Source organism: Amycolatopsis sp. CA-126428 (assembly GCF_002904335.1).
GTDB lineage: Bacteria > Actinomycetota > Actinomycetes > Mycobacteriales > Pseudonocardiaceae > Amycolatopsis.
On sequence record NZ_PPHF01000161.1, the window covers coordinates 20,881 to 43,330 of the forward strand.

The 22,450-nt window shown below is 72.2% G+C and carries 24 protein-coding genes and 1 pseudogene; 13 read left to right on the forward strand and 12 right to left on the reverse strand.

Going from position 1 to position 22,450, the window contains the following annotated elements; genetic code table 11:
* Nucleotides 1-5 precede the first annotated feature (5 nt).
* The gene (locus tag C2L58_RS41350) at nt 6-1,217 is read left to right on the forward strand and encodes a threonine synthase (RefSeq protein ID WP_103343069.1); all 1,212 of its coding nucleotides are present in this window, start codon (nt 6-8) and stop codon (nt 1,215-1,217) included.
* On the opposite strand, the gene C2L58_RS41355 is transcribed toward C2L58_RS41350, so the two are convergent.
* The gene (locus C2L58_RS41355) at nt 1,214-1,567 is read right to left on the reverse strand and encodes an arsenate reductase family protein (protein WP_103343070.1); all 354 of its coding nucleotides are present in this window, start codon (nt 1,565-1,567) and stop codon (nt 1,214-1,216) included. The genes C2L58_RS41350 and C2L58_RS41355 overlap by 4 nt on opposite strands.
* Nucleotides 1,568-1,621: 54 nt before the next feature.
* Here C2L58_RS41355 and C2L58_RS41360 point away from each other — a divergent pair, with 54 nt between their 5' ends.
* Nucleotides 1,622-2,215 (forward strand): TetR/AcrR family transcriptional regulator, encoded by a 594-nt coding sequence (locus C2L58_RS41360; RefSeq protein ID WP_103343071.1) that lies wholly within the window; start codon nt 1,622-1,624, stop codon nt 2,213-2,215.
* Nucleotides 2,212-2,832 (forward strand): enoyl-CoA hydratase/isomerase family protein, encoded by a 621-nt coding sequence (locus C2L58_RS41365; protein WP_103343072.1) that lies wholly within the window; start codon nt 2,212-2,214, stop codon nt 2,830-2,832. The genes C2L58_RS41360 and C2L58_RS41365 overlap by 4 nt, the downstream gene beginning before the upstream one ends.
* A gap of 248 nt (nt 2,833-3,080) precedes the next feature.
* On the opposite strand, the gene C2L58_RS41370 is transcribed toward C2L58_RS41365, so the two are convergent.
* Together C2L58_RS41370 and C2L58_RS41375 are read right to left on the reverse strand one after the other, a co-directional pair.
* Nucleotides 3,081-4,334 (reverse strand): RNA polymerase sigma factor, encoded by a 1,254-nt coding sequence (locus C2L58_RS41370; RefSeq protein ID WP_103343073.1) that lies wholly within the window; start codon nt 4,332-4,334, stop codon nt 3,081-3,083.
* A gap of 5 nt (nt 4,335-4,339) precedes the next feature.
* Nucleotides 4,340-4,690, reverse strand: a complete 351-nt coding sequence (locus C2L58_RS41375; RefSeq protein WP_103343074.1) for a YciI family protein — start codon at nt 4,688-4,690, stop codon at nt 4,340-4,342.
* Between the two features lie 105 nt (nt 4,691-4,795).
* Between C2L58_RS41375 and C2L58_RS41380 the strand changes: the two genes are divergently transcribed.
* Genes C2L58_RS41380 through C2L58_RS41390 form a run of 3 tightly spaced genes read left to right on the forward strand, consistent with a single transcriptional unit; the run spans nt 4,796 to nt 6,422 of the window.
* Nucleotides 4,796-5,245 (forward strand): hypothetical protein, encoded by a 450-nt coding sequence (locus C2L58_RS41380; RefSeq protein WP_103343075.1) that lies wholly within the window; start codon nt 4,796-4,798, stop codon nt 5,243-5,245.
* Entirely contained in the window at nt 5,239-5,463 is a 225-nt protein-coding gene (locus tag C2L58_RS41385) for a helix-turn-helix transcriptional regulator (RefSeq protein WP_103343076.1), read from the forward strand. Before C2L58_RS41380 ends, C2L58_RS41385 begins: the two co-directional genes overlap by 7 nt.
* A complete protein-coding gene (locus C2L58_RS41390) occupies nt 5,460-6,422 on the forward strand; it encodes an NAD(P)-dependent alcohol dehydrogenase (protein ID WP_103343077.1) in 963 nt (320 codons plus the stop codon). The genes C2L58_RS41385 and C2L58_RS41390 overlap by 4 nt, the downstream gene beginning before the upstream one ends.
* 40 nt (nt 6,423-6,462) lie before the next feature.
* Here C2L58_RS41390 and C2L58_RS41395 read toward each other — a convergent pair whose 3' ends face one another.
* Genes C2L58_RS41395 through C2L58_RS41405 form a run of 3 tightly spaced genes read right to left on the reverse strand, consistent with a single transcriptional unit; the run spans nt 6,463 to nt 8,439 of the window.
* On the reverse strand, nt 6,463-7,197 hold the full coding sequence (locus C2L58_RS41395) for a hypothetical protein (protein WP_146073779.1): 735 nt from the start codon (nt 7,195-7,197) through the stop codon (nt 6,463-6,465).
* Between the two features lie 4 nt (nt 7,198-7,201).
* On the reverse strand, nt 7,202-8,017 hold the full coding sequence (locus C2L58_RS41400) for an NAD(P)H-binding protein (protein ID WP_103343079.1): 816 nt from the start codon (nt 8,015-8,017) through the stop codon (nt 7,202-7,204).
* 50 nt (nt 8,018-8,067) lie between these two features.
* Nucleotides 8,068-8,439, reverse strand: coding sequence for a YciI family protein (locus C2L58_RS41405; protein WP_103343080.1), 372 nt, complete (start codon nt 8,437-8,439; stop codon nt 8,068-8,070).
* Between the two features lie 161 nt (nt 8,440-8,600).
* Between C2L58_RS41405 and C2L58_RS41410 the strand changes: the two genes are divergently transcribed.
* The gene (locus C2L58_RS41410; protein WP_103343081.1) at nt 8,601-9,683 is read left to right on the forward strand and encodes a WD40/YVTN/BNR-like repeat-containing protein; all 1,083 of its coding nucleotides are present in this window, start codon (nt 8,601-8,603) and stop codon (nt 9,681-9,683) included.
* A 3-nt stretch (nt 9,684-9,686) separates the two neighbouring features.
* Complete coding sequence (locus tag C2L58_RS41415) at nt 9,687-9,971, forward strand: ubiquitin-like small modifier protein 1 (protein WP_103343082.1); 285 nt, start codon at nt 9,687-9,689, stop codon at nt 9,969-9,971.
* Here the strand turns inward: C2L58_RS41415 and C2L58_RS41420 are convergent.
* On the reverse strand, nt 9,946-11,358 hold the full coding sequence (locus C2L58_RS41420) for an MFS transporter (RefSeq protein ID WP_103343083.1): 1,413 nt from the start codon (nt 11,356-11,358) through the stop codon (nt 9,946-9,948). The two genes, C2L58_RS41415 and C2L58_RS41420, sit on opposite strands and share 26 nt — an antisense overlap.
* Nucleotides 11,359-11,382: 24 nt before the next feature.
* Here C2L58_RS41420 and C2L58_RS41425 point away from each other — a divergent pair, with 24 nt between their 5' ends.
* Together C2L58_RS41425 and C2L58_RS41430 are read left to right on the forward strand one after the other, a co-directional pair.
* Complete coding sequence (locus C2L58_RS41425) at nt 11,383-11,814, forward strand: MerR family transcriptional regulator (protein WP_103343084.1); 432 nt, start codon at nt 11,383-11,385, stop codon at nt 11,812-11,814.
* Between the two features lie 151 nt (nt 11,815-11,965).
* Entirely contained in the window at nt 11,966-13,612 is a 1,647-nt protein-coding gene (locus C2L58_RS41430) for a DUF2079 domain-containing protein (RefSeq protein WP_103343085.1), read from the forward strand.
* 4 nt (nt 13,613-13,616) lie between these two features.
* Here C2L58_RS41430 and C2L58_RS41435 read toward each other — a convergent pair whose 3' ends face one another.
* The gene (locus C2L58_RS41435) at nt 13,617-14,690 is read right to left on the reverse strand and encodes a serine hydrolase domain-containing protein (protein WP_103343086.1); all 1,074 of its coding nucleotides are present in this window, start codon (nt 14,688-14,690) and stop codon (nt 13,617-13,619) included.
* Nucleotides 14,691-14,844: 154 nt separating this feature from the next.
* On the opposite strand from C2L58_RS41435, the gene C2L58_RS41440 reads away from it, so the two are divergent.
* The 3 genes from C2L58_RS41440 to C2L58_RS41450 all read left to right on the forward strand — a co-directional run bounded on the left by C2L58_RS41440 (nt 14,845) and on the right by C2L58_RS41450 (nt 18,835).
* Nucleotides 14,845-17,070, forward strand: coding sequence for a molybdopterin-containing oxidoreductase family protein (locus C2L58_RS41440; RefSeq protein WP_103343092.1), 2,226 nt, complete (start codon nt 14,845-14,847; stop codon nt 17,068-17,070).
* A gap of 110 nt (nt 17,071-17,180) precedes the next feature.
* Nucleotides 17,181-17,696: an ImmA/IrrE family metallo-endopeptidase gene (locus C2L58_RS41445; protein ID WP_103343093.1), complete on the forward strand. Its 516-nt coding sequence runs from the start codon at nt 17,181-17,183 to the stop codon at nt 17,694-17,696.
* Entirely contained in the window at nt 17,693-18,835 is a 1,143-nt protein-coding gene (locus tag C2L58_RS41450; protein WP_103343087.1) for an MAB_1171c family putative transporter, read from the forward strand. The genes C2L58_RS41445 and C2L58_RS41450 overlap by 4 nt, the downstream gene beginning before the upstream one ends.
* Here the strand turns inward: C2L58_RS41450 and C2L58_RS41455 are convergent.
* The 4 genes and pseudogenes from C2L58_RS41455 to C2L58_RS41470 all read right to left on the reverse strand — a co-directional run.
* Nucleotides 18,816-19,136, reverse strand: coding sequence for a hypothetical protein (locus tag C2L58_RS41455; RefSeq protein ID WP_103343088.1), 321 nt, complete (start codon nt 19,134-19,136; stop codon nt 18,816-18,818). The two genes, C2L58_RS41450 and C2L58_RS41455, sit on opposite strands and share 20 nt — an antisense overlap.
* A gap of 81 nt (nt 19,137-19,217) precedes the next feature.
* Nucleotides 19,218-21,650, reverse strand: coding sequence for a hypothetical protein (locus C2L58_RS41460; protein ID WP_103343089.1), 2,433 nt, complete (start codon nt 21,648-21,650; stop codon nt 19,218-19,220).
* Between the two features lie 181 nt (nt 21,651-21,831).
* Nucleotides 21,832-22,098 (reverse strand): hypothetical protein, encoded by a 267-nt coding sequence (locus C2L58_RS41465; RefSeq protein WP_103343090.1) that lies wholly within the window; start codon nt 22,096-22,098, stop codon nt 21,832-21,834.
* A gap of 32 nt (nt 22,099-22,130) precedes the next feature.
* A pseudogene (locus tag C2L58_RS41470) lies at nt 22,131-22,286 on the reverse strand (23S rRNA (adenine(2503)-C(2))-methyltransferase RlmN); the annotation flags it as partial.
* Between the last annotated feature and the right edge of the window lie 164 nt (nt 22,287-22,450).

The window sequence follows — 22,450 nt, forward strand, 5'->3', positions numbered from 1 at the left end:
GCGTTGTGCCGCATTCCTTCCTCAGCCACCTCGAGTGCTCGCGGACCGGCGAACGCCTGGACGCCGACGCCGTCCAGGGCCTCTCCTCCACGGGCGCGCCGCTGCTCGCGCGTTACGACCTCGAGGGTGTCCGCGAAGCCGTGACGCCGAAGGAGATCGCCGGGCGCGAGCCGACGCTGTGGCGCTACCACGAGGTGCTGCCCGTGCGCTCGGCCGAGCACGTCGTCAGCCTCGGCGAGGGCATGACGCCGCTGCTGCGGCTGCCGCGCTACGGCCGCGAGCTGGGGCTGTCGCGCCTGTGGATGAAGGACGAAGGCCTGGTCCCGACCGGCACGTTCAAGGCCCGGGGTGCCGCGGTCGGCGTCTCGCGGGCGGCCGAACTGGGCGTGCGCGGGATCGCGATGCCGACGAACGGCAACGCCGGCGCGGCGTGGGCGTTGTACGCGGCGCGCGCGGGGCTGTCGAGCCTGGTCGCGATGCCGGCCGGCGCCCCGGCGATCACCATGCGCGAGTGCGTCGCCGCCGGTGCCGAGCTGTACCGGGTGGACGGTCTCATCGGCGACGCGGGCAAGCTCGTCGCCGCGGCGGTTTCGCGGCGGCCCGGAGTGCAGGACGTCTCGACGTTGAAGGAGCCGTACCGCATCGAGGGCAAGAAGACGATGGGGTACGAGATCGCCGAGCAGTTCGGCTGGCGGCTGCCCGACGTCATCCTCTACCCCACCGGCGGCGGCGTCGGCATCATCGGGATCTACAAGGCCCTGCTGGAGATGCGGGAGCTGGGCTGGGTTTCCGGTCCGCTGCCCCGGTTGGTGGCGGTGCAGGCCACCGGGTGCGCGCCGATCGTCTCGGCGTTTTCGCGCGGTGCGCGGGAAAGCACCCCGTTCCCGGACGCCCGGACGGTCGCCTTCGGCATCACCGTACCCAAGGCGCTGGGCGACTTCCTCGTGCTCGACGCCGTGTACGCGACCGGCGGCACCGCGATCGCCGTCACCGACGAGGAACTGCTTGCGGCCCAACGGGAACTGGCCGCACGGGAAGGCACCTTCGTCTGTCCGGAGGGCGGCGCGTGCTTCGCCGCGCTGCGGCACCTTCGCGAGTCCGGGTGGCTCGAGGGCGGCGAAGACGTCGTCGTCCTCAACACCGGCGCCGGGATCAAGTACCCCGAGACGGTGCCCCTGGACGTCCCGCTCCTGTCGACGACCGACGCGATTCCTTAAAGGACCGAGCGCACGGTTTCGGGGTCGCGGGCGACGACCGTCGTGCCGTCGTCGGCGGTGATGATCGGCCGCTGGATCAGCTTGGGGTGCCCGGCGAGCGCGTCGATCCACTTCGGCCGGTCCTCGGGCGTGCGGCCCCAGGTCTTGAGGCCGAGTTCCTTCGCGACGGGCTCGGCGGTGCGCGTGATGTCCCACGGTTCGAGGCCGAGGCGGTCCAGGACGGCTTCGAGCTCGGCCGCCGTCGGCGGGTCCTCGAGGTAGCGGCGCACGGTGTACTCCGCGCCGGCCTCGTCGAGCAGCGACACGGCGGACCGGCACTTCGAGCACGCCGGGTTGATCCAGATCTCCACGGCGGCAGCTTACCGCCCTGGTTTTGGAGCACGTGCTCTGTTACGGTCTCGGGCATGCCCCGCCCCCGCGTCCACGACCTCGACGCGCTCCTCGACGTCGCCGAGCGGCTCATCGCCTCCTCGGCGGAGGTCACCGTGCGTGGCCTGGCGGCGGCCGCGGGCGTCCCGAACGGGACGATCTACCACGCGTTCGGGTCACTCAGCGCCCTGCGGGCCCGGGTCTGGCTGCGCGCGGCGACGGCGTTCCTCGACCTCCAGACCTCGCTCGTGGACGAGGCTTCGTCGCCGGTGGAGGCGGTCGTCGCGGCGGCGGACACGCCCGCGGTGTTCGCGTCCCGGCGTCCCGAGGGGGCGCGGATGCTGCTGTCGGTGCGGGGAGACCGGCTCTTCGGTCCCGAACTGCCCGACGAACTGGCGGAAGCCCTGCACGCGCTGGACAAACGCCTGGTCGCCCTGCTGGTCCGGCTCGCCCGCGGGCTGTGGGACCGCGGCGACGGCCTGGCGGTCGAGGTGATCACGACGTGCGTCGTCGACCTGCCGACGGCGTTCTTCCGGCGTGACATCACCGATCCACTGGTGCGGGAAAGGCTGGCCGCCGCGGTGCGGGCGGTGCTGACCGTGCCCCCTCGAGAAAAGGACCGACCGTGACCGTATCCGTGCTCGACCTGGGCGACGACGAAAACCGGTTCTCCCCGGACTGGCTGCAGCGCGTCCATTCCTTTTTGGACGGCGTGGAGGGCGCCCTGGTGACCACCGGAGGCGGCAAGTTCTATTCGAACGGCCTCGACCTCGAATGGCTGACGGCGCACGGCGACCAGGCAGCCGGGTACGTCGCGGAGGTCCAGGAACTGTTCGCCAGGGTGCTGACCCTGCCGGTTCCGACCATCGCGGCGATCAACGGCCACGCGTTCGGCGCGGGCGCAATGCTGGCGATGGCCCACGACTTCCGCGTAATGCGCGACGACCGGGGTTATTTCTGCTTTCCGGAGGCGGACATCAACATCCCGTTCACCCCGGGAATGGCGGCGCTGATCCAGGGCAAACTGACCCCGTCGGCGGCGATCGCCTCGATGACGACCGGGCGCCGATTCGGTGGCTTGGAAGCGGCGGAGATCGGGTTGGTGGACGAGGTCGCGGGCGAGGGTGAAGTGGTGAAGGTGGCTCGAGAGCGGGCGGAGGCGTTGGTGGGCAAGGACCGCGGGACACTGGGCGCGATCAAGGCGACGATGTTCGCGCCGGCAGTGGCGGCTTTGCGGGCGGGGTAGGCCTCCGGCCCCCGGTATCCAGCTTACCGGGGGCCACCGACAGTTTCGGTTGGTCGCCGGGGCCGCGGCGCAGAAAGCGGCGCGGGGGAAGCGGTAGAGCGGCAGCCGCAGGCCGGGGACCGCTTTCCGCGCGCCCGGCAACGCGGGCACGCGCGGAAAGCGGCGCAGAGGCAATGCCAGATCCGTGCGGCGAAGCCCGCCGTACAGAAGCGGGCGACCCGCCGTGGAGAGGCGGCGTACCAATCAGCTCACCGCACTTCGCCCACCTCCCCCACCTGAGCCAACCGGCCGCGCAAATGAACCCGTTCCGGCTCGGTCCCCGCCAGCTCCAGCGCCTCCCGGTACGCCACCGCCGCCTCCGCATGACGACCCAAGCGGCTGAGCAAGTCGCCCCGCGCCGACGGGAAGGGGCTGTAGCCGCTCAACCTCGGCTCCTCCGCCAGCCCGTCCAGCAACGCCAGCCCCGCCGCCGGGCCGTCGCGCATGGCCACCGCCACCGCTCGGTTCAGCTCCACCACCGGTGATGGGGCCAGCCCGCGCAGCACGTCGTACAACGCCACGATCTGGGGCCAATCCGTGCTCGCCACGTCCGGGGCCTCGTCGTGCAGGGCCGCGATCGCCGCCTGGACGCCGTAGCGGCCCGGTGGGCCTCCCGTCAGCGCCGTCACCACCAATTCCGCCCCCTCGGAGATCATCGCGCCGTCCCAGCGGGTGCGGTCCTGGTCGTCGAGGAGGACCAGGTCGCCGTCCGGGCCCGTGCGGGCGTCGCGGCGGGCGTGGATCAGCAGCATCAGCGCCAGCAGGCCCGCCACCTCCCGCTCCCCCGGCAGCAGCCGGCGCAGGATCCGCGCCAGGCGGATCGCCTCCTCCGCCAGGTCGAGCCGCTGCAGGTCCGGGCCGGAACTCGCCGCGTAGCCCTCCGTGAAAATCGAATAGACGACCTGCAGCACGCCCGGCAGGCGCCCCGGCAGCTCGGCGGCGTCCGGCACGCGGAACGGGATCCGCAGCGTGCGGATCCGGTTCTTCGCGCGCACGATCCGCTTGCCCATCGTCGCGCTCGGGACCAGGAACGCGCGCGCCACCTCCGGGGTCGTCAACCCCGCGAGGCAGCGCAACGTCAGCGCCGCGCGATCCTCGGCCGGCAGCGCCGGGTGGGCGCAGGTGAAGAACAGCTGGAGCCGCTCGTCGGGCAAGCCGCCGCCGGCGAGCGGGGCGGGCGCCGGGCGCTCGGCTTCGACCTGCAGCACCGCGAGCCGGGCCGCGTAGGCCTGGTCGCGGCGCAGCCGGTCGACGGCCTTGCGCCGGGCCGTCGTCATCAGCCACGCGCCCGGCTTCGGCGGCACGCCCTCGGCCGGCCAGTGCACCAGCGCCGCCTCGATCGCCTCCGACGTCACCTCCTCGGCCAGGTCGAGGTCGCCGAACCGGCGGACGAGCGCGGCCAGCAGCAGCCCGCGCTCCTCCCGGAACACCTCCTCGACCGATGCGGCCGCCCGCCCCGCCACCGCGGTCAGTCCCCGTAGGAAGCGAGCGGCCGCACGACGATGTGCCCGCCGTCGCGGGACCCCGGGCAGCGCGCCGCCCAGTCGAGCGCGACGTCGAAGTCCGGCACGTCGACGACGAAGTAGCCGCCGAGCACCTCGCGGGACTCGGCGAACGGCCCGTCGGTGACGATCCGCTCCCCCTGCTCGCCGACCCGGACCGAGGCGGCCGTGGTGAAGTCGGCGAGCGAGTTGCCGCCGACGTACACGCCGGCTTCCTTCAGGGACTTGTCGAACAGCATCCAGTCGTCCGGCGTGCTGCAGCCGGTGGGCTCGCCGTTCGCGTCGAGCGAGGCGTTGATCAGCATCAGGTACTGCACGGGATCCTCCAGTGGCTCGGTTGCCGTACGCGGTGACAACGAACGGCCGACGCCGCCTTGGACACCCTCGCCGGAGATTTTCTCATGTCAAGAAACTTTGACACGATGTCTGGTTTGTTTTACCTTGACGAGGTGACCCACGAAGAGAAGCGCGCCTGGATCCTCGGGATCGCCGCGATAGCGAGCTACGCGGTGTACCTGGTCCTGATCCTCGGCCGGGCCGGCGGGCACCCGCTGGCCGAAGTCCCCTACGTCGCGACGCTGCTGTGGACGGTCGGCGCGTCCATCGTCGCGACGATCGTGCTGAGCATCGCCGCCGCGATGGTTTCGAAAGACGGCGCGAAGGACCAGCGCGACCGCGAGATCGGCCGGTTCGGCGAATACGTCGGCCACTCGTTCGTCGTCATCGGCGCCGTCGCCGCGCTGCTCCTCGCGATGGCCGAGGCGCCGCACTTCTGGATCGCCAACGCCGTCTACCTGGCGTTCACCCTCTCGGCGATCCTCGGGTCGATCGCCCGGATCTTCGCCTACCGCCGGGGTTTCCAGCCGTGGTGAAGCCGACCCGCGTCACGAACTCGCTGCGCGGCCTCCGCTTCGCGCACGGCCAGCTCACCCAGGCCGAGCTCGCCACCCGGCTCGGCGTCACCCGCCAGACCGTCATCGCGATCGAGCAGGGCCGGTACTCGCCGTCGCTCGAGATGGCCTTCCGGATCGCGCACGTGTTCGGAGTTCCGCTCGAAGAAGTGTTCCAGTACCCGGAGGAGACGTCGTGAAAGCCATCGTCCAAGACCGTTACGGCAGCCCGGATGTCCTCGCGCTGAGCGAGGCCGGCAGACCGTCGCCCGCGGCCGGCGAGGTCCTCGTGCGCGTGCACGCGGCCGGCGTCGACGCGGGCGTGTGGCACTTGACCACCGGGCAGCCGTACCTGCTGCGCCTGCTGGGTTTCGGGCTGCGCCGGCCGAAACAGCCGGTGCGGGGGCTCGACTTCGCCGGCACGGTCGAGGAGGTCGGCGACGACGTCACGCGGGTCCGGCCGGGCGACGAGGTGTTCGGCGTCTGCGAGGGCGCGTTCGCCGAGCACGCCGTCGCGAAGCAGGAGCTCGTCGCGAGGAAGCCCGAACGCGTCTCGTTCGAGGAGGCGGCGGCGGTCCTCGTCTCCGGCGGTACCGCCCTGCAGGCCCTGCAAGACGTGGGCCGCGTCCGGCCCGGGCAACGCGTCCTGGTCATCGGCGCGGCCGGCGGCGTCGGGTCCTTCGCGGTGCAGCTGGCCAAGGCCTTCGGCGCGGACGTCACCGGGGTGTGCAGCACCGCCAAGACGGACCTGGTCCGCAGGCTCGGCGCCGGGCACGTCGTGGACTACACGCGGGAGGACTTCGCGGCGCGGCGGTACGACCTGATCCTGGACACCGCGGGCCTGCGTTCGCTGACCGACCTGCGCCGGGCGCTGACCCCGCGCGGCACGCTCGTGATCGTCGGCGGCGAAGGCGGCAAGTGGCTCGGCGGCATCGAGCGCGTCTTCCGGGCGGCGCTGCTGAACCCGTTCGTGCGGCACCGGTTGTGCGGGCTGGTCGCCCGCGTCCGGCCCGCGGACCTCGAGACCCTGCGCGAACTGCTCGAGACCGGACGGCTCACGCCGGCCCTCGACCGGACCTATCCCCTCGCCGACGCCGCCGCCGCGGTCGGCCACCTCCGCGCCGGACACGCGGCGGGCAAGGTCGTCCTCCTCCCCTGACCGGCTTCCCGGCCCGGCCGACGTGGGCGGCGGAAAACGGTCAGCCGTAGCGGCGCGAGTCGAGGAGCCGGGCCAGCTGTTCGCGCCGCGAAGTGCCGTTCGGGAGCCGGCCGAGCAGCTCCTGCAGCAGGTCGAAGACCTCTTCGGGCACGTCGCCCGGATCCGCGCGTTCGAGCATGGCGGCCACCGTCCGGATGCCCCAGTACTGGATGAACGCGGTGCTCTCCCGGCTGAGGGCCCGCACCGTCTCCTCGAGCAGCGCGGGATCCGGCCGGCCGTAGAGCGCGGCGTACCCGGCGAGCCGGATGCCGCCCTCGTCGTCGCCGAAGGCTTGCACCGGGTCGAAGCCCGGCACGCGCGGGAGCACGGTCACCATCGTGCCGAACAACTGGTCCAGCTCCGCGGTCCGCGCCGGCTGCCGGGGCGTCTTGCGCAGCCGCCGGTACTCCTCGGCGAACAGGTGGACCGTTTCCATCGTCGGCGGGAGGTCTTCGCCCCGGGCCGCACCCAGCGCCGCCCGCGCGGTGCTGCTCGCCTCCTCGGTCGTGCGCTCCAGCGCGTCCTGGCGCTGCTGGAGGTCCCGGTACTTGACCTTCCAGCCGCCCGGCAGCTCGATGGTCTCCAGCAGATCGCCGAGCCAGGGCACCAGGGCCACCACGACGAGCAGCACCGTGATGGCGTCGATCTTCAACCCGGGCCAGATCAAGTGGGTCGCGGCCCCGAGGAGCGCGACCAGGCTGACCGCGGCGCCCAGCCACCGCCGGCGTCCCTTCACGGCGTCAGCGGAAGGCGCCGGCATGCGCCTCGGCCCACTCGGCGAAGGTCCGCGCCGGCCGCCCGGTCACTTCCCGCACCGTCGGGTGCACCGTCGCCTCGTCCAAAGTCCCGTCCACGTAGAAGTTCCAGAACGCGTCGACGTACTCGCGCGGCATGCCCGCCTCGAGCTCCGCGCGCGTCTCGTCGTTCGACAGCCCTACGAACTCCAGCTCCCGCCCCAGCACCGAACCGAGCACCGAAACCTGCTCCACCGGCCGCATCGCCACCGGCCCGGTCAGCTCGTGGACCCGCCCTTCGTGCCCGCCGGCCAGCGCGAGCGCCGCCACCGCCGCGATGTCGGCCGGGTCGATGCACGCCACCGGGACGTCCGGGAACTGGACGCGGACCGTGTCGCCGGAGCGCAGCTGCGGCAGCCAGCGCAGGGCGTTCGACATGAACGCGCGCGGCCGCAGGAACGTCCAGTCCAGGCCCGATTCCCGCACCGCGCGCTCGGACAGCGTCATGTAGCGGGAGACCGCGTTGTCCAAGTCCTCCAGCGCCGCCGATCCGCCGGACAGCAGCACGATCCGCCGCACGCCCGCGTCCCGCAGCATGCCGGACATGTCCTCGTAGCCGGACATCAGGAAGACGCCCTCGACACCCTTGAGAGCGTCCGTGAGGCCGGCGGGCGAGGTGAGGTCGCCCACCGCGGCCTCGACCCCGTCGGGCAGCGGGACGTCCGGCCGGCGCACCAGCGCCCGGACCGGGGCACCCGCCGCCGCGAGTGCCGCAACCACTTCCGCGCCGACATTGCCGGTGGCGCCGGTGACCAGGAACATCGCTCAACCCCCCAGAGCCGTTCCGGCCAGCCTAGCGCCACCGGCGGTCCTCAGTCCTGCACCGGGATTTCGTCGAACTCGACGACCTGGCGGATCTCCACCTCGATCTCCTGGTCGAACAGCTCGACGTACCGCTTGGCGAACTCGACGGCCTCCGCCCGGTCCGCCGCGTTGATCAACGCGAACCCCCCGATGACCTCCTTGGCCTCGGCGAACGGCCCGTCGGTCACGCGGATCGCGGCGCCGCGGGCCTTGCGGACCAGCGAGCCCTTCTCCGTCGGGTGGACGCCCTCCGCCGTGATGAGGATGTCCTTCTCCGCCGCCTCCTGGATGAACGCGCCCATCTTCCCGATGAACTCCTGGCTGGGGTTCCACGACTGCGGGTCGCTCTCGTCGACGCGGTGCATCATGAGGAAACGCATGGTCTGCTCCCTGGTGTTTTCGGCCGGGGCCCGGTTCCTCCCGGACTCGCTGACCGGCCTTCACCCCCGCGTCGAACGGCCGCTTCCGGCGTTCGACATTTCCCCGGGGAGATTTTTCCGGCAGAGTACCTGTGACCTGCATCACCGGAGAGAGGTGTCCGATGTCCGTCCTCCTCGCGATCGGCACGCGCAAGGGTCTGTGGCTGGCGACCAGCACGGACGACCGGGCCACCTGGGAGGTCACCGGCCCGCACCACCCGATGACCGAGGTGTACGCGGTCGGCATCGACACGCGCCGGGCCACGCCGCGGCTGCTCGCCGGGGTCACCAGCGAGCACTTCGGGCCGAGCGTGGCCACCAGCGACGACCTGGGCGCCACCTGGGCCGAACCCGACCACGCGCCGATCGCGTTCCCGCCGGACACCGGCGAATCCCTGGCCAGGGCCTGGCAGCTCGTGCCGGGCCCGGTGAGCGAGCCGGACGTCGTCTACGCCGGCACCGAGCCGTCCGCCCTCTTCCGCTCCACCGACGGCGGCCGCACCTACGAGCTCGTCCGCGGCCTGTGGGACCACCCGCACCGCGAGCACTGGACGCCCGGGGGCGGCGGCAAGGCCATCCACACCGTGCTCCCGCACCCCACCGACCCCGGCCGCGTCACGGTGGCGATGTCCACCGGCGGCGTCTACCGGACCGAGGACGGCGGCGAGTCCTGGGCGGCGAGCAACACCGGGATCAAGGCGGTCCACGTGCCCGACCCGTACCCCGAGTACGGCCAGTGCGTGCACAAGGTCGCCCGGCACCCCGCCGAGCCGGACCGCCTGTTCGCCCAGGTCCACCACGGCGTCTACCGCAGCGACGACGCGGGCGCGACCTGGCAGTCGATCGCCGGCGGCCTGCCCAGCGACTTCGGCTTCCCGATCGTCGTCCACCCGGACCGGCCGGAGGTGATCTACACGTTCCCGCTGGTCGCCGACGTGATGCGGTTCCCGCCGGACGGCCACTGCCGGGTGTACCGCAGCGAGGACGCCGGGAAGTCGTGGGAGGCGCTGGGGCCGGGCCTGCCGGACGGGTACTGGGCCGGCGTCATGCGCGACGCGATGTGCACCGACGACGCCGACCCGGCCGGGGTGTACTTCGGCTCGCGGACCGGCGACGTCTACGCCAGCCGCGACGAGGGCGACAGCTGGCAGCTCGTCGCGGCACACCTGCCCGACGTGCTGAGCGTCCGCGCCGCGAGGGTGTGAACCGTGCGGATCACCGTGCTGCTGCCCGGGATGCTGCGGGAGAAGGCCGGCGGCGAATCCCGGCTCGACGTCGAGGTCGCCGGGCAGGCCACGCTGGGTGGCCTGCTCGACGCGCTCGCCGAGCGGTACCCGGCGCTCGAGCGGCGGCTGCGCGACGAGCAGGCCGGGCTGCGCCGGTACGTCAACTTCTACGTCGACGGCGAGGAGTGCCGCCACCGCGGCGGCACCGCGACCGTGCTGCGCGAGGACGCCGAGGTCCAGATCATCCCGTCGGTCGCGGGAGGCTGAGCTCGTCGAACAGCGCGGCGGCCCGGTCGGCCGTCGCGGCCGCCCGGCGCCCGGTGCTCAGCAGCGCCAGGCCGATGAGACCGGCCCCGAGCCCGGCGACCAGCCACCACACGCCGGCCTGGCTGCCGGCACCCGTCCCCGCGATCGTGCCGGCCACCGCGACCCCCAGCGTGGTGCCGGTCTGCCGGCCGGCGGAGGCCAGCGACGAGGCCAGCCCCGCCATCGAGCCCGGCATCCCGGAGACCGCGGTGTTGGTGATCGGCGGGTTCACCGTGCCGAAGCAGATGCCGAACAGCACGAAGGTCGCGAGCACGACGGGCAGCGGCGTGACCGGCCCGAGTCCCGCCGACACGGCGCCGCCGGCCGCGAGCGAGACCCCGGCGACGACGAGCGGCAGCCGCGGCCCGCGCGTGCCGACCAGCTTTCCGGTCCTCGGGGACAGGGCCACGACGAGCACGCCGACCGGCAGCAGGCACAGCCCCGCCGACAGCGCCGTCATGCCCCGGACGTCCTGCAGGTACTGCGTGGTCACGAAGAGGAACGCGCCGAACCCGCAGAGCGCGAACAGCGCCATCACGATCGCCCCGCTGAACGAGACACTGCGGAACAGGCGCAGTTCGAGCAGCGGGTCGGCGCGGCGGGGTTCGTAGGCGAGGATGCCCAGCACGCCCAGCCCGGCGAGCACGAGCAGGCCGAGGACCCACGGTGACGTCCAGCCCAGCCACCGCGCCTCCACGATGGCTTCGACGACGCTGCCGAGCACGACCACCACGAGCACCTGCCCCACCGGGTCGAACCGGCGGCCCCGCGGCGCGCGTGACTCCGGCACGAACAGCGCGGTGGCGACGAGCGCGGCGACGACGATCGGGACGTTGACCCAGAAGACGGCCCGCCAGCCGAAGCCGTCGACGAGCGCGCCGCCGAGGATCGGCCCGAGCGCCAGCGCCAGCCCGGACATCGAGCCGAACACACCGATGGCGCGGGCCCGCTCGGCCGGGACAGGGAAGGTGGTGGCGACGATGGCCATCGCGACCGGGTTGAGCATGGTGCCGCCGGCGGCCTGCAGCGCGCGGGCCGCGATCAGCCAGCCGATGTCCGGGGCCAGGCTGCACAGCAGCGACCCGAGGCCGAAGACGGCGAGACCGCACCGGAAGACGCGCTTGCGGCCGAACCGGTCGGCGGCCGACCCGCCGAGCACGAGGAAAGCCGCCAGGACCAGCGTGTAGGCGTCGACGGTCCACTGCAGGCCGGAGACGGACGCGCCCAGGTCACGGCGGATCGAGGGTAGCGCGACGGTGACGATCGAGATGTCCATCACCACGACGACGATGCTGGCGCAGCAGATCGCGAGCACCAGGCCGGGACGGCTTGCGGTCGGAACGTTCATGCGATCGACGCTAGGATTTAGAGCGTGCTCGAAGTCAAATCGCCGATCCCCGCGGAGGGCCTGACCATCGCGGACGCGGCCCGCCGCACCGGGGTCAGCGCGCACACGCTGCGCTACTACGAACGAGCGGGCCTGGTGGTCACCCAGGTGGACCGCACCAGCGGTGGCCGGCGCCGCTACCGGAAGCTGGACCTCGACTGGATCAAGATCTGCACCAAGCTGCGCGCCACGGGCATGCCGATCAAGACGATCCGCCGCTACGCGGACCTGGTCGCCGCCGGCCGCGGCAACGAGCCGGAGCGGCTGGCGCTGCTGGAAGAGCACCGCGCCGAGGTGCTGGCCAGGCTGGCCGAGCTGGAGGAGAACCTGCGGCTGATCGACCACAAGATCGGCGTGTACCGGGGCCGCCTGGAAGCGGGCGACGCGGACGGCCTGTGGGCACCGGCGCCCGAGTAAGGCCGAAGCGCGTCGCCGTTCGGCGGCGCGGGAGACGACCGCGGTGACGCCGGGGAATCGAGGCAGGAGGATCTCCGAGCCACCGCCGCCGGATACGATGCCCGGCGGTCCGGCCGCCGCCGGACCACACCCCGTTCCCGGCAGGAGACCGATGCCCCAGCCAGCGCTCGCCGACGCCGCCGCCGCCGCAGACGTCACCGAGGACGTCACCGCGCCGATCCCGCGGGTCGCCGGACGGCGCGCGGCGGGGCGGCTGCCGGTCCTCGGGTGGTGGCTCTTCGCCGCCCTGCCCGCCGGCCTGGCGCTGCTGGCCGCGATGCGGGCGCCGAAGATGCACGTGCTGCTCGACTACTGGCACGTCTTCGCCAAGATCACCAACGACAACGGCGATCTCCTGCTCGGCCAGGTCTTCACCTACCACCTCGACCAGCCGTTCGTCGTGCCGTCACTGCTGTTCTACGCCGACGCGGCCTGGTTCGGCGGCGACAACCGCGCCCTCACCGTGCTGACCGTCGTCCTGCTCGCGATCGCCGTGCTGGCGCTGCGCACGATGCTGCCCGAGCACCCCGCCCGCGGCGCGCTGACCGCCGCCATCTCGTGGCTGCTGTTCTCCTCCCACGCCACCGAACTCTGGGTGCAGGGCACCAACGGCATCAGCTGGGTGCCCGCGGTGACCGCATGCACGATCGCCGTCGCCTGCGCTCACCGCGGGCGCCTGGCCGGCGCGTGCGCGGCCGCCGTCGTGGGATGTCTCTGCTTCGGCGCCGCCCTGCCGATCTGGTTCGTGGTCGCCTTCGTCGCCTGGCTGCGCGGGGAATCCCGGCTCCGGGCCGCGATCCCGGCCGCGGCCGGCGTGGCCGTCCTCGGCGCGTGGTGGCTCACCAAGCCCGCCGGGACGCAGTCGGGCGCGACGGCGGCCTTCGATCCCGACAGCCGCCTCTCCGTCGCCGCCGCCGCGGCCGGCGGGCTGTGGTCGGTCGACGTCGCCGTCGTCGCGGTGATCGTCGGCGCGCTCACGATCGCCCTGCTCGGCCTGCTGCTGCGCCGGACGATCACCACCCGGACCGCGGCGGACGCGGGCTGGGCCGGACTGGCGCTCTACGCTTTCGCGCTGGCGGCCATGCTGGCGCTCGGCCGCACCACGGCGAACGTGCCCGGCGGCAACGTCGGGCTCATCAGCCGGTACGTCCTGGTCGCGGCACTGGCGACGATCGCGCTGACGGTGCTGGCCACCCTGCACCGTCCACAGTGGCCACACCGCTACGTCGTCGCGGCCGTCGTCACCCTGGCGCTGGTGACGCACGCGATCGGCGCCGGCAAGGCCGACCTGGTCCGACGCAGTTACGCGCCGCTCAGCCTGTCCGCGATCGCGCTGCGCGTCGACGCCCCCGCGGCACTGGAGGCGCTGCACATCCAGCGCGCCGCCCGCCCCGCGGCCCGCGCGCTGCGGGCCTACCCGTTCACCGACACCTTCACCCTGGGCTGCCACGGTCCCGAACTCGGCGACCACGTCGCCCTGGGCACGGCCCAGCCGGTGCGCGGAGCACTCGACGCTCCGGCCACCGACCCCGGCACGGTCCTCACCGGCTGGGTGGCCTTCGACGGCGCCCAGCCGGACTGCGTGCTCGTCACCGACCCGGCCGGCACGGTCACCGGCGGCGGCAGCGCCGGCCTGCCGCTCACCGCCGGCCAGGCCGCCGCCCCGGGCGCGACGGGCTGGCAGGCGACGGCGGGTCCCACGAACGGGCCGCTCACCGTGCTCGCCGTCCGCGACGGGCACCTGTACCGGATCGGCTGACGCGTCAGCCCAAGCCGCCGTACGCCGCGGTCACCATGCTCATGCCCCGGCCGTCGCCCACGATGGCGTCGAGCATCTGGTTCATCGCGTAGGCGACGGTGAGCCCGGCGTCGAGGTCGTTGAACACCAGCGAACCGCCCATGCCGCCCCAGAAGCAGTTGCGGCCGCTGATGCCGTAGCCCAGGCCGTACCGCATCGGCACGCCCAGGCCGTGGTCGAGCCCGTGGTACTGCTCCTCCAGGGCCCGCTCGCACCCGGCCCGCGACAGCAGCCCCGCACCGCCGGACGTGAGGACCGACTGGACGAGCGCCACCGACCGGGCGTTGCCGTAGCCGGCCCCCGAAGGGATCTCCGCGCGCCGCCACGCCGCGGTGTTCGTGTCCTCGGGCACCAGCTCCGGGTTGGGCGCGACGTCGAAGAGTTCGGTGGGCGGCGGCACGGTCATTCCCCCGGGCGGCGCGAGGGACGGCGCGACGCGGTCGTGGTGCTCGCCGGGGAGTCCGATGTGGAAATCCGCGCCCAGCGGCCCGGCGACTTCCGCGGCGAAGAACGCCCCGATGGTCTTGCCGGTGATCCGGCGGACGACCTCGCCGAGCAGAAACCCTTGGGTGACCGCGTGATAACAGGCGACTTCCCCGGGCGCCCACCGCGGCTTCTGCGCGGCCAGCAGCGCGGTGACCTTGGGCGGGTCGACCAGATCTTCGAGCGTGATCGGCGTGTCCCAGACGGGAAGGCCCGCGGTGTGCGACAGAACGTGCCGCACCCGCACGTCCGCGGCGCCGAACTCCGGCCAGTACCGGACGAGTGGCGCGTCGAGGTCGAGGTCCCCGCGATCGGCGAGGATCAGGGCGCACAAAGCGATCATCGTTTTGGTGGTGGACCAGACATTGGTGATCGTGTTTTCTTCCCAGGCCACGGTCCGACCGGCATCGGCGTACCCGCCCCACAGGTCGACCACGGGCTCACCGCGGAAGACGACCGCCACCGAGGCGCCGACATCGTCCTTGGCCAAGGACTCCGCGAGCGCGTCGCGCACCTCTCCGAACCGCTCGTCGCACGTACCGTGCAGCTGCACCATGGGAGCCGACTCAACTCCGTCCACCTCGGCGGCGCCACCGAATTAACGAGCCGCAAATTTCCCGCGGAATTTCCTTTATCAACTTGTAGCGCACCACCGGAGCGCGCCGGTGCCACGATGAATGCTCCGGATGGAGCACATCGGAGGTGCGCCGATGGCGACCGAAGTGGCGACGTTCTGCCCGCTCTGCGTGTCCCGGTGCGGAGCCACCGCCACCGTCGACGAAGGACGCCTGCTCGCCCTGCGCCCGCTGCCCGGCCACCCCACCGGCCAGGCGATCTGCGTCAAGGGCAAGGCCGCGCCGGAGATCGTCGCGCACCCCGATCGGCTGCTGCACCCCCTGCGGCGGACCGCTCCGAAGGGCGCGGCCGACCCCGGCTGGGAGCGCATCGGCTGGGACGAGGCGCTGGCCACCGTCGCGGCGCGGCTGACGGCGATCGCCGCCGAGTCCGGACCGGAAGCGGTCGTGTTCGGCAGCGCCTCGCCGTCGACGTCGGCCATGTCCGACTCCGCCGACTGGCTGACCCGGCTCCGGCGGGCCTTCGGCAGCCCGAACCTCGTCAGCTACATGGAGCTGTGCGGCTGGGGCCGCCACCTGGCCACCACCTACACCTGGGGCGAGCCGGTGCCGGGCACCTACTTGCCCGACCTCGAACGCGCCGGCTGCATCCTCTACTGGGGGTACAACCCGTCGGTGTCCCGGCTCGCGCACGCCACCGCGACCACGGCCGCGCTGCGCCGGGGCGCGAAGCTCGTCGTGGTGGATCCGCGCCGGGCCGGGCTGGCGAGCAAGGCCGGCCACTGGCTGCGCGTCCGGCCCGGCACGGACGCCGCGCTCGCGCTGGCCATCACCCACGAGATGATCGAAAACGACTGGTACGACAGCGATTTCGTCACCCGGTGGACCAATGCGTCGTGGATGGTCCGGACCGACACCGGCGAGCTGCTGGCGCCCGGCACACCCCCGCCGGACGGCGTGGCGACCCGCCGGGTGTGGGACCTCATCGCCGAGGAGTGCGCCCGGTTCACCCCCGACGTCGCCGAGCGGATCACCGGCGTGCCCGCGGACCGGATCACCGCCACCACCCGGCTGCTCTGGGAAGCGCGCCCGGTCGCGTTCTACACCTGGAGCGGGCTCGAACAGCACAGCAACGCCACGCAGACCGTGCGGGCCATCGCGCAGCTGTACGCCCTCACCGGCTGCCTCGACGTGCCCGGCGGGAACGTCCTGTTCACGCCCGTGCCGGCCAATCCGGTCGACGGGATGCCGCTGCTCTCCGCCGGGCAGCGGGCCAAGGCCATCGGCGTCGCCGAGCGGCCGCTCGGCCCGGCGCGGTTCGAGTTCGTCACCGGCGAGGACTTCTACCGGGCGGCGCTGGACGGCGTCCCGTACCGGGCCCGGGCGCTGGTCAACTTCGGCGCCAACCTGGTGCTGGCCCACGGCGACAGCGCACGCGGCCGGGACGCGCTCGGCGCGCTGGACTTCTTCGTGCACACGGACCTGTTCCCGAACCCGACCGCGGAGCAGGCCGACATCGTGCTGCCGGCGACCAGCGCGTGGGAAGCCGAGGCGTTGCGGATCGGGTTCGAGACCAGCCAGGACGCGCAGTCCACCGTCCAGCTGCGCCGTCCGCTGGTCGCCCCGTGCGGCGAAGCCCGCTCCGACCTGCGGATCATCTTCGACCTGGCGCTCGCGCTCGGCCTGGGCGAGCACTTCTTCGACGGCGACATCGAGGCGGCCTGGCGCCACCGGCTCGCGCCCAGCGGCGTCAGCCTCGACCAGCTGCGGGCCGCGCCCGAGGGCATCCGCCTGCCGTTGCCGACGGTCCACCGCAAGTACGAGCAGCGCGGCTTCCGGACACCGTCCGGCGTGGTCGAGCTGTATTCCGAGGAGCTGCTCCGGCAGGGCTACCCGCCGCTGCCGGGCTACGACGAGCCGTCGCTCAGCCCGCTGTCCCGGCCGGACCTGGCGGCCCGCTACCCGCTGATCCTCACCTGCGCCAAGTCGCTGTTCTTCTGCGAAACCCAGCACCGCGCCATCACCAGCCTGCGCAAGTCCGCTCCCGACCCCCAGGTCGAGCTGCACCCCGACGCGGCGGCGGCGCGCGGCATCACCGCCGGCGACTGGGTGCGGCTGGAGACGCCCCGGGGCAGCGTCCGCGCGCGGGCGAAGTTCAACGTCAACCTCGACCCGGGCGTGGTGTGCGGCCAGCACGGCTGGTGGCAGCCGGCGGCCGGGCTGGGCGAGCCGGGCTATCCGGTCACCGGCGACGGCAGCGCCAACCTCAACCTCGTGCTGAGCCAGGGACCGAGCGACCCGGTGAGCGGCAGTTCACCGCTGCGCGCGTCGTTGTGCGAAATCACCCGGGAGAACGCTTAGCGGCTCCGGGTCCCCGGGGCGGGCGGTGATCGACTGGGGTGCTGTCGTCTACCGTAAGGGCGGAACGGGCTACCGTCCGTGGTCCTCCGACGGCGATGGCAAGGCGGCTGGTGAAGGAACGCGAGTTGCGGCGCCGCTGCAGGCGGCTGCTGAACGAACTGGGCATCCGGCCGCCGCTCGACGTCCTCGAGCTGTGCCGCAGCGTCGGCCGGCAGCGCGGGCGCCCGATCCGGCTGCTCCCGCACCGGATCCCGGTGCCCGGGCCGTTCGGGGCCTGGATCGCCACCGCCCAGGCCGACTACATCGTCTACCAGCAGGACACGAGCAAGCCCCACCAGCGCCACATCATCCTGCACGAGCTGGGCCACCTGCTGGCCGGCCACGGCGCCACCGAGGAGAACGACGACCTGGTCGACCGGCTGGCACCGGGCCTGGAACCGGAGGCGGTCCGGCGGGCCCTGCTGCGCACCTCCTACGACACCGACCGCGAGCGGGAAGCCGAGACGGTGGCGACGATCATCCTGGAGTGGGCGTCGGTCCTCGACCGGGTCGCCCCGCCGTCGTCGGGCGAGGGTGCCGCGCGGGGGATCGACGCCGCGCTGGACGAACGGCTGGGCTGGCTGTGAACAGCAAGATCACGCTCATCGTGGTCCAGGGCGTCATCCTGTTCCCCGCCCTGCTGTGGAAGGTCTACCAGCTCACCCGCGCGCCGGGCGACGTCGCGCGCTGGATGGTCACCGCCTGCCTGGCCTGTTTCGCGGCCGCCTACCCGCTGGGCCTCTTGGCGGGCGACGTCAACCAGCCGGACCCCGGGCGGATCGTGCCGCTGCTGTTCCAGCACATCTTCCTCTGCGGCCTGGTCTTCTCGCTGGCGTGCTTCTTCCTGTTCTCGGCCCTGCCGGCCGCCCGGGCCCGACGGCGGGCCCTGCTGGAAGCGGTACCGCTGGGCGCGGCGATCTTGGTGATGGCGACGGTCACGGTGCTCATGCCGGACGTCCCCCCGGCGCAGTACCCCCGCGCGGGGGTCTCGCTCTTCTACCTCGCGGCCGACCTGTACCTCACCTACGGCATCGCGAGCGCCTGCTTCTTCGCCCGCCGCTACGCGCGCGGGGCGGCGCCGCGGCTGGCCCGCGGGCTGTCGGTGGCGTCACTGGGGTTCGCGATCGGCGCGGTGGGCGGAGCGACCCTGATCGCGGTGGTCCTGGTGCACTGGGCGGGGGCGGCGATCCCCTGGCTGCTGGTCCAGGCGACGGTCTGGCTGGTGTTCCCGAGCGCGATCCTGCTCGTCGTCGGCCTGTCCTACCCCGGCGTCGCGACCCGCCTGGCGGCGGGCCGGGTGTGGTGGCAGCACCTGCGGACGTACCACCGCCTCCGTCCGCTGTGGACGAAGCTGCACGAGGCGTTCCCGGAGGACGCGCTGAGCCGCACCCCGCTCAGCCGCTGGCGGGACGCGCTGAGCGTGCTCGGCGTCCACCGCCGCTACTACCGGCGGGTGATCGAATGCCGCGACGGGCTGGTCCGGATCAGCCCGTATGTCGCCCGCTTGGACGGTCCCCTGCCGGATCGGCTGACGGAGGCGTTGCGAGCCCACGCCCGCCGCGAACCGGTCCCGGAGGAGCCGATGCCGATAGCCCTCCCGGACGGCGCCAGCCTCGACGACGACGCCCGCGAGCTGGTCACCCTGTCGCAGTCCCTGGCGGGGCCCGCTGAAGCATCCCGCCCGGCACGCGCAGCCGGAAGACCGGTCAGCCGCAGGGCACGCTGAGCACCACGCCGTTGGCGGTGTAGGTGTTGATCGCGGCACCGTTGCACTGGTATTGCACAACACCCTTGCCGCTGGCCACGACCTGCGCAGTGCCGTCGACCACCCGCGAAATCGAGACGGGCAGCGGAATGATGGGCCCGAGCGGGAAGTAGGAATACTCGTTCACCGCGGTCAGCGCGGTCCCGGAGAACGTGAAGCTCTGGATCGGGCCACTGATGGCGTAAGCGGGTGTGACACCGGCGCCGGTCAGAGCAACGACCCCGACGGCGATGGCGGCGTACCGAGAAATCCGATGCGTCATGCCTACCGTTCTAACACCGCGGCCGGGGAACTGTCTGCCACCATTCGTACGCCCTCACCGGCACCGTTTGCCGGTGTCGCTTCATCCCCTCGGCTTCAGATCCTGATCACCGCGGAGATACGCGAGCGCCGCCGTCGTCTGGCCGCCCAAAAGGACCAGGAATCCCACCAGCGAAACCCCCAGCAACGCATTGCTGATTCCGTTCTGGTTGCGCACGTGAGCGTGCAGAATTCGCAGGAATCGGTGCTGAGGAGGTCCGCTCAACTTGCCGCGGGCCGCCAGGAGGATGACCCGGTTCCGGCGCAGCGTCCCCCGTTGACGTCCGACCGCGGACATCGTCTGGGCTTTGATCTCGGAGCGAGACGCGATCTCGCGGCGAACATGCCCGAGGTTCGTCTCGAGCTGCCACTTGTACGGACCGAGGAAGTAGGTCAAGAAAGGACCCACAATGGCGAACGTGGCCACGAACCTCGCCCAGAAACCCAGGCTCGGCGGAAGGTGCAGGAGCGTGGTCGCCGGAATCACCAGGACAATCACGTAGAGCAGCAGGACCAGGATCGCGTCCTGGATCAGGTTATGGGTCATCCCGTGCCGCGTTCCTCCGTGTCCCACCGCGACGAGGTGCCCGGCAGCCACCGACATCGCCCCGTGCACGCCGAGCAGGCCGGCAGCCGTCGAGATGCCGGCGAACCACGTGTAGACGTGCGACGAATCGGCGGCAAGAGCCATCGACGCGGCGAAAAAGCCGCTGACCACGCCACTGACCACGACCGCGGCCACAGTCGCCCACAACGGGCCGTCGACCCTGGTGCCGCGCAACGTCCCGACGTTGTTGACCATCGTGTTGGCCGACCACAGAGCCAGCAGACCACCGCCCGCGACCGCCACCCAGGCAACGGGAGCCACTTCGTGGACGCCGGCGACGGCGACCACGATGATCGGCCACGCCACCGTCAGAACCGCGGCGGCAAATCGGAACGGCTTGGCCGGCCGGCGGCTCTTGAACCGGAGCAGAACCACCGCGACCGAAATCAACGCCGCTCCGGCACCGAGCAGGCGCCACGCCTGGGGCATCATCCCCGAGTCGGCCACGTACTTGCGATCCACCGCCGCCGCCAGAGTGAAGCCGAGCAGGGAGACGACCCCCGCCAATCCGAACACGAGGAGCATGCCGACCGTCGCCGTCGCACTCGTTTTGGCGGCACCGGCCAGCCCGAACGAACCGCTCTCGTCGTCAGGAGGTCCCTGCTCGTCCCGGATCTCGATGTGCATGCGGATCTTGAGGATGGGAAACAGCAGCGCGGAGATGACGATCGCCACCAGCAAACTGCTCAGTGGAGCGGCATCCGAGGCCTGCCGCCACCGGGGAACGGTCAACGCCACGAGCCCGATCACGCAGAACAGGAGCGAGACGACCATGACATCGGTGGCCTGCCGAACCCAGAGCAGGCGCGTGCCCCGGACAACGGACCCGCAGACCACCACGACCGCGACCAGGTAGCACAGCACCCAAAAGCCCGCTTCGAGCCACTTCGAACCGGCGACCCCGGCCGATGCGTGCACCCACAGCGCGGGGAGCAGGGTGGCAAGAATGCCACCGACCAGGGGCATTTGGACCGGATGGGGCCGATATCGCAGGTATTCTTCGGCTTCGAGGGCCTTTCCCCGCCCCGGGACGAGCGTGAGCAACCCGATTCCGACACCGACCAGCCCGGAACTGACCTCGCCCAGGATCTGCGTCCGGTCCCCGGACCAGGGAGCGTCGACGGCCACGGTAACCGCCGTGGCCGCGAAGACGGCCAGCACCAGGTGCGGGGCGAGCAGCCCGATCGATCGCCGCAACACCGCCACGGTGAAGACGACGAACACCGCCACCGCTACGCCGAGACTGAGGAGCGAGCTGCGCGAGGCGAACGTCGACGCCGAGGAGTCGCGTGCCACCAGGACGACGTAAGCGAGCAGGCACGAAAGCACCACGGACGGGCCGGCGCCGCGCAGGACGGCGAGCACCGCACCACGTTCACCGCTGCGCAGCGCCGCCGACGTCCGGTATCCGAAGAGCACGAGCGCCAGCATCAGCCCGGCAGCAGTCACCGAGAAGTACCCCGCGTGCCAGACACCGGCCACGTTGAACCGGTGCGGCTGCGGGAAAGTCCAGTTTCCCCGGGGATGGTCGTCGGCCAGCCAGAGGAACTGGACGCCGGCCGCCAGCAGGCCGGCGACCGTGGCGAAGACGGCGGCGACCATCCGGTCCCGCCGCGCCCGGGGGAGCCGCCCAGCGCCGAGCAGCATGAGGGCGACGGCGACGGGAAGCAGCAGACTGTCCCCGATGTAGGCACTCGGGAAGTCGAAGAGCCCCGGCAGATCGGCCGGGGGTGCGGGCCACCAGACACCCCGCGTGAACCACAGAACGGCCAGCACCGCGAATCCGCCGAACTGCGCGAACCCGGCCACCACCGGCAGCCGGCGGCGACGAACGCCCCGGTCCGGTCCCGACGCCGGTGAAACCGCCATGTGCGCTCCCGATTCGCCGGTGGACCCTCGCGGTTGTACTCGCGCCGGGGGCGGCGGTCGTTACGCAGCCGTGCCGAACCGTTACTCGTCGCTTTGTGCGGCTAGCGTGGCGCCTTCCCTGGCCGGGAACGTCCGCCGGCGGGCTGCCCATCGGTCACCGCAGGCAGCGGCTCGACGTTGGTCAGCGGTCAAGCCACGGAGCGAGCAGCTTCTCCAGATCGGCATCCGACAGCGCCCGAGGCCCACCGTGGAACTCGTGCCACCGCGAAGCGTCCCGCGCCGCGTTGTACTCGACCTCGTACGCCCGCATCAGCACGTACATGAACGTCACCGAGCTGAACCGCTCACCCAGCAACGTCCGGGCTTCCCGGGCGACCTGCGTCGCACCGCACACGTCCGACAGCTTCAACGATTCCGCAGCCGGGTCCAGCAGGCTGGGGGCATACATCACGACGATTTCTCCATCACTGAAACAGAAACTCAGCCTTCAGCGGCCGGCTGGCCACAGGCGGCGGCGATCTCCTGACCGCGCGTGTCACGCACCGTGCACGCTACTCCCCCGGCATCGACCAGCCGCACGAACTCCCGCTCCACCGGCTTCGGCGGCGCATCCCACTTCGAACCCGGCGTCGGGTCCTCGAACGCCGGGGCAAGCTTGCCGTCGGGTACACGAGGACTCTGCGGGTTCGCTCGGGGCAGAGCCGACCGGGACCGCTTCCTGATCCCGATCCTGGCCGAGGGCATGTGGGCGGGGGACGCCGTGCTCTACCGTTTCGCGGTCCCTGTCCTCGTGCTCGGCG

Bases quoted from the DNA above. Each gene is read 5' to 3' on its own strand.
- C2L58_RS41360 (WP_103343071.1), top strand. From the start codon at position 1,622: ATGCCCCGCCCCCGCGTCCACGACCTCGACGCGCTCCTCGACGTCGCC.
- C2L58_RS41380 (WP_103343075.1), top strand. From the start codon at position 4,796: ATGTCTGGTTTGTTTTACCTTGACGAGGTGACCCACGAAGAGAAGCGC.
- C2L58_RS41400 (WP_103343079.1), bottom strand. From the start codon at position 8,017: ATGTTCCTGGTCACCGGCGCCACCGGCAATGTCGGCGCGGAAGTGGTT.
- C2L58_RS41405 (WP_103343080.1), bottom strand. From the start codon at position 8,439: ATGCGTTTCCTCATGATGCACCGCGTCGACGAGAGCGACCCGCAGTCG.
- C2L58_RS41410 (WP_103343081.1), top strand. From the start codon at position 8,601: ATGTCCGTCCTCCTCGCGATCGGCACGCGCAAGGGTCTGTGGCTGGCG.
- C2L58_RS41420 (WP_103343083.1), bottom strand. From the start codon at position 11,358: ATGAACGTTCCGACCGCAAGCCGTCCCGGCCTGGTGCTCGCGATCTGC.
- C2L58_RS41430 (WP_103343085.1), top strand. From the start codon at position 11,966: ATGCCCCAGCCAGCGCTCGCCGACGCCGCCGCCGCCGCAGACGTCACC.
- C2L58_RS41435 (WP_103343086.1), bottom strand. From the start codon at position 14,690: ATGGTGCAGCTGCACGGTACGTGCGACGAGCGGTTCGGAGAGGTGCGC.
- C2L58_RS41440 (WP_103343092.1), top strand. From the start codon at position 14,845: ATGGCGACCGAAGTGGCGACGTTCTGCCCGCTCTGCGTGTCCCGGTGC.
- C2L58_RS41455 (WP_103343088.1), bottom strand. From the start codon at position 19,136: ATGACGCATCGGATTTCTCGGTACGCCGCCATCGCCGTCGGGGTCGTT.
- C2L58_RS41460 (WP_103343089.1), bottom strand. From the start codon at position 21,650: ATGGCGGTTTCACCGGCGTCGGGACCGGACCGGGGCGTTCGTCGCCGC.
- C2L58_RS41465 (WP_103343090.1), bottom strand. From the start codon at position 22,098: ATGTATGCCCCCAGCCTGCTGGACCCGGCTGCGGAATCGTTGAAGCTG.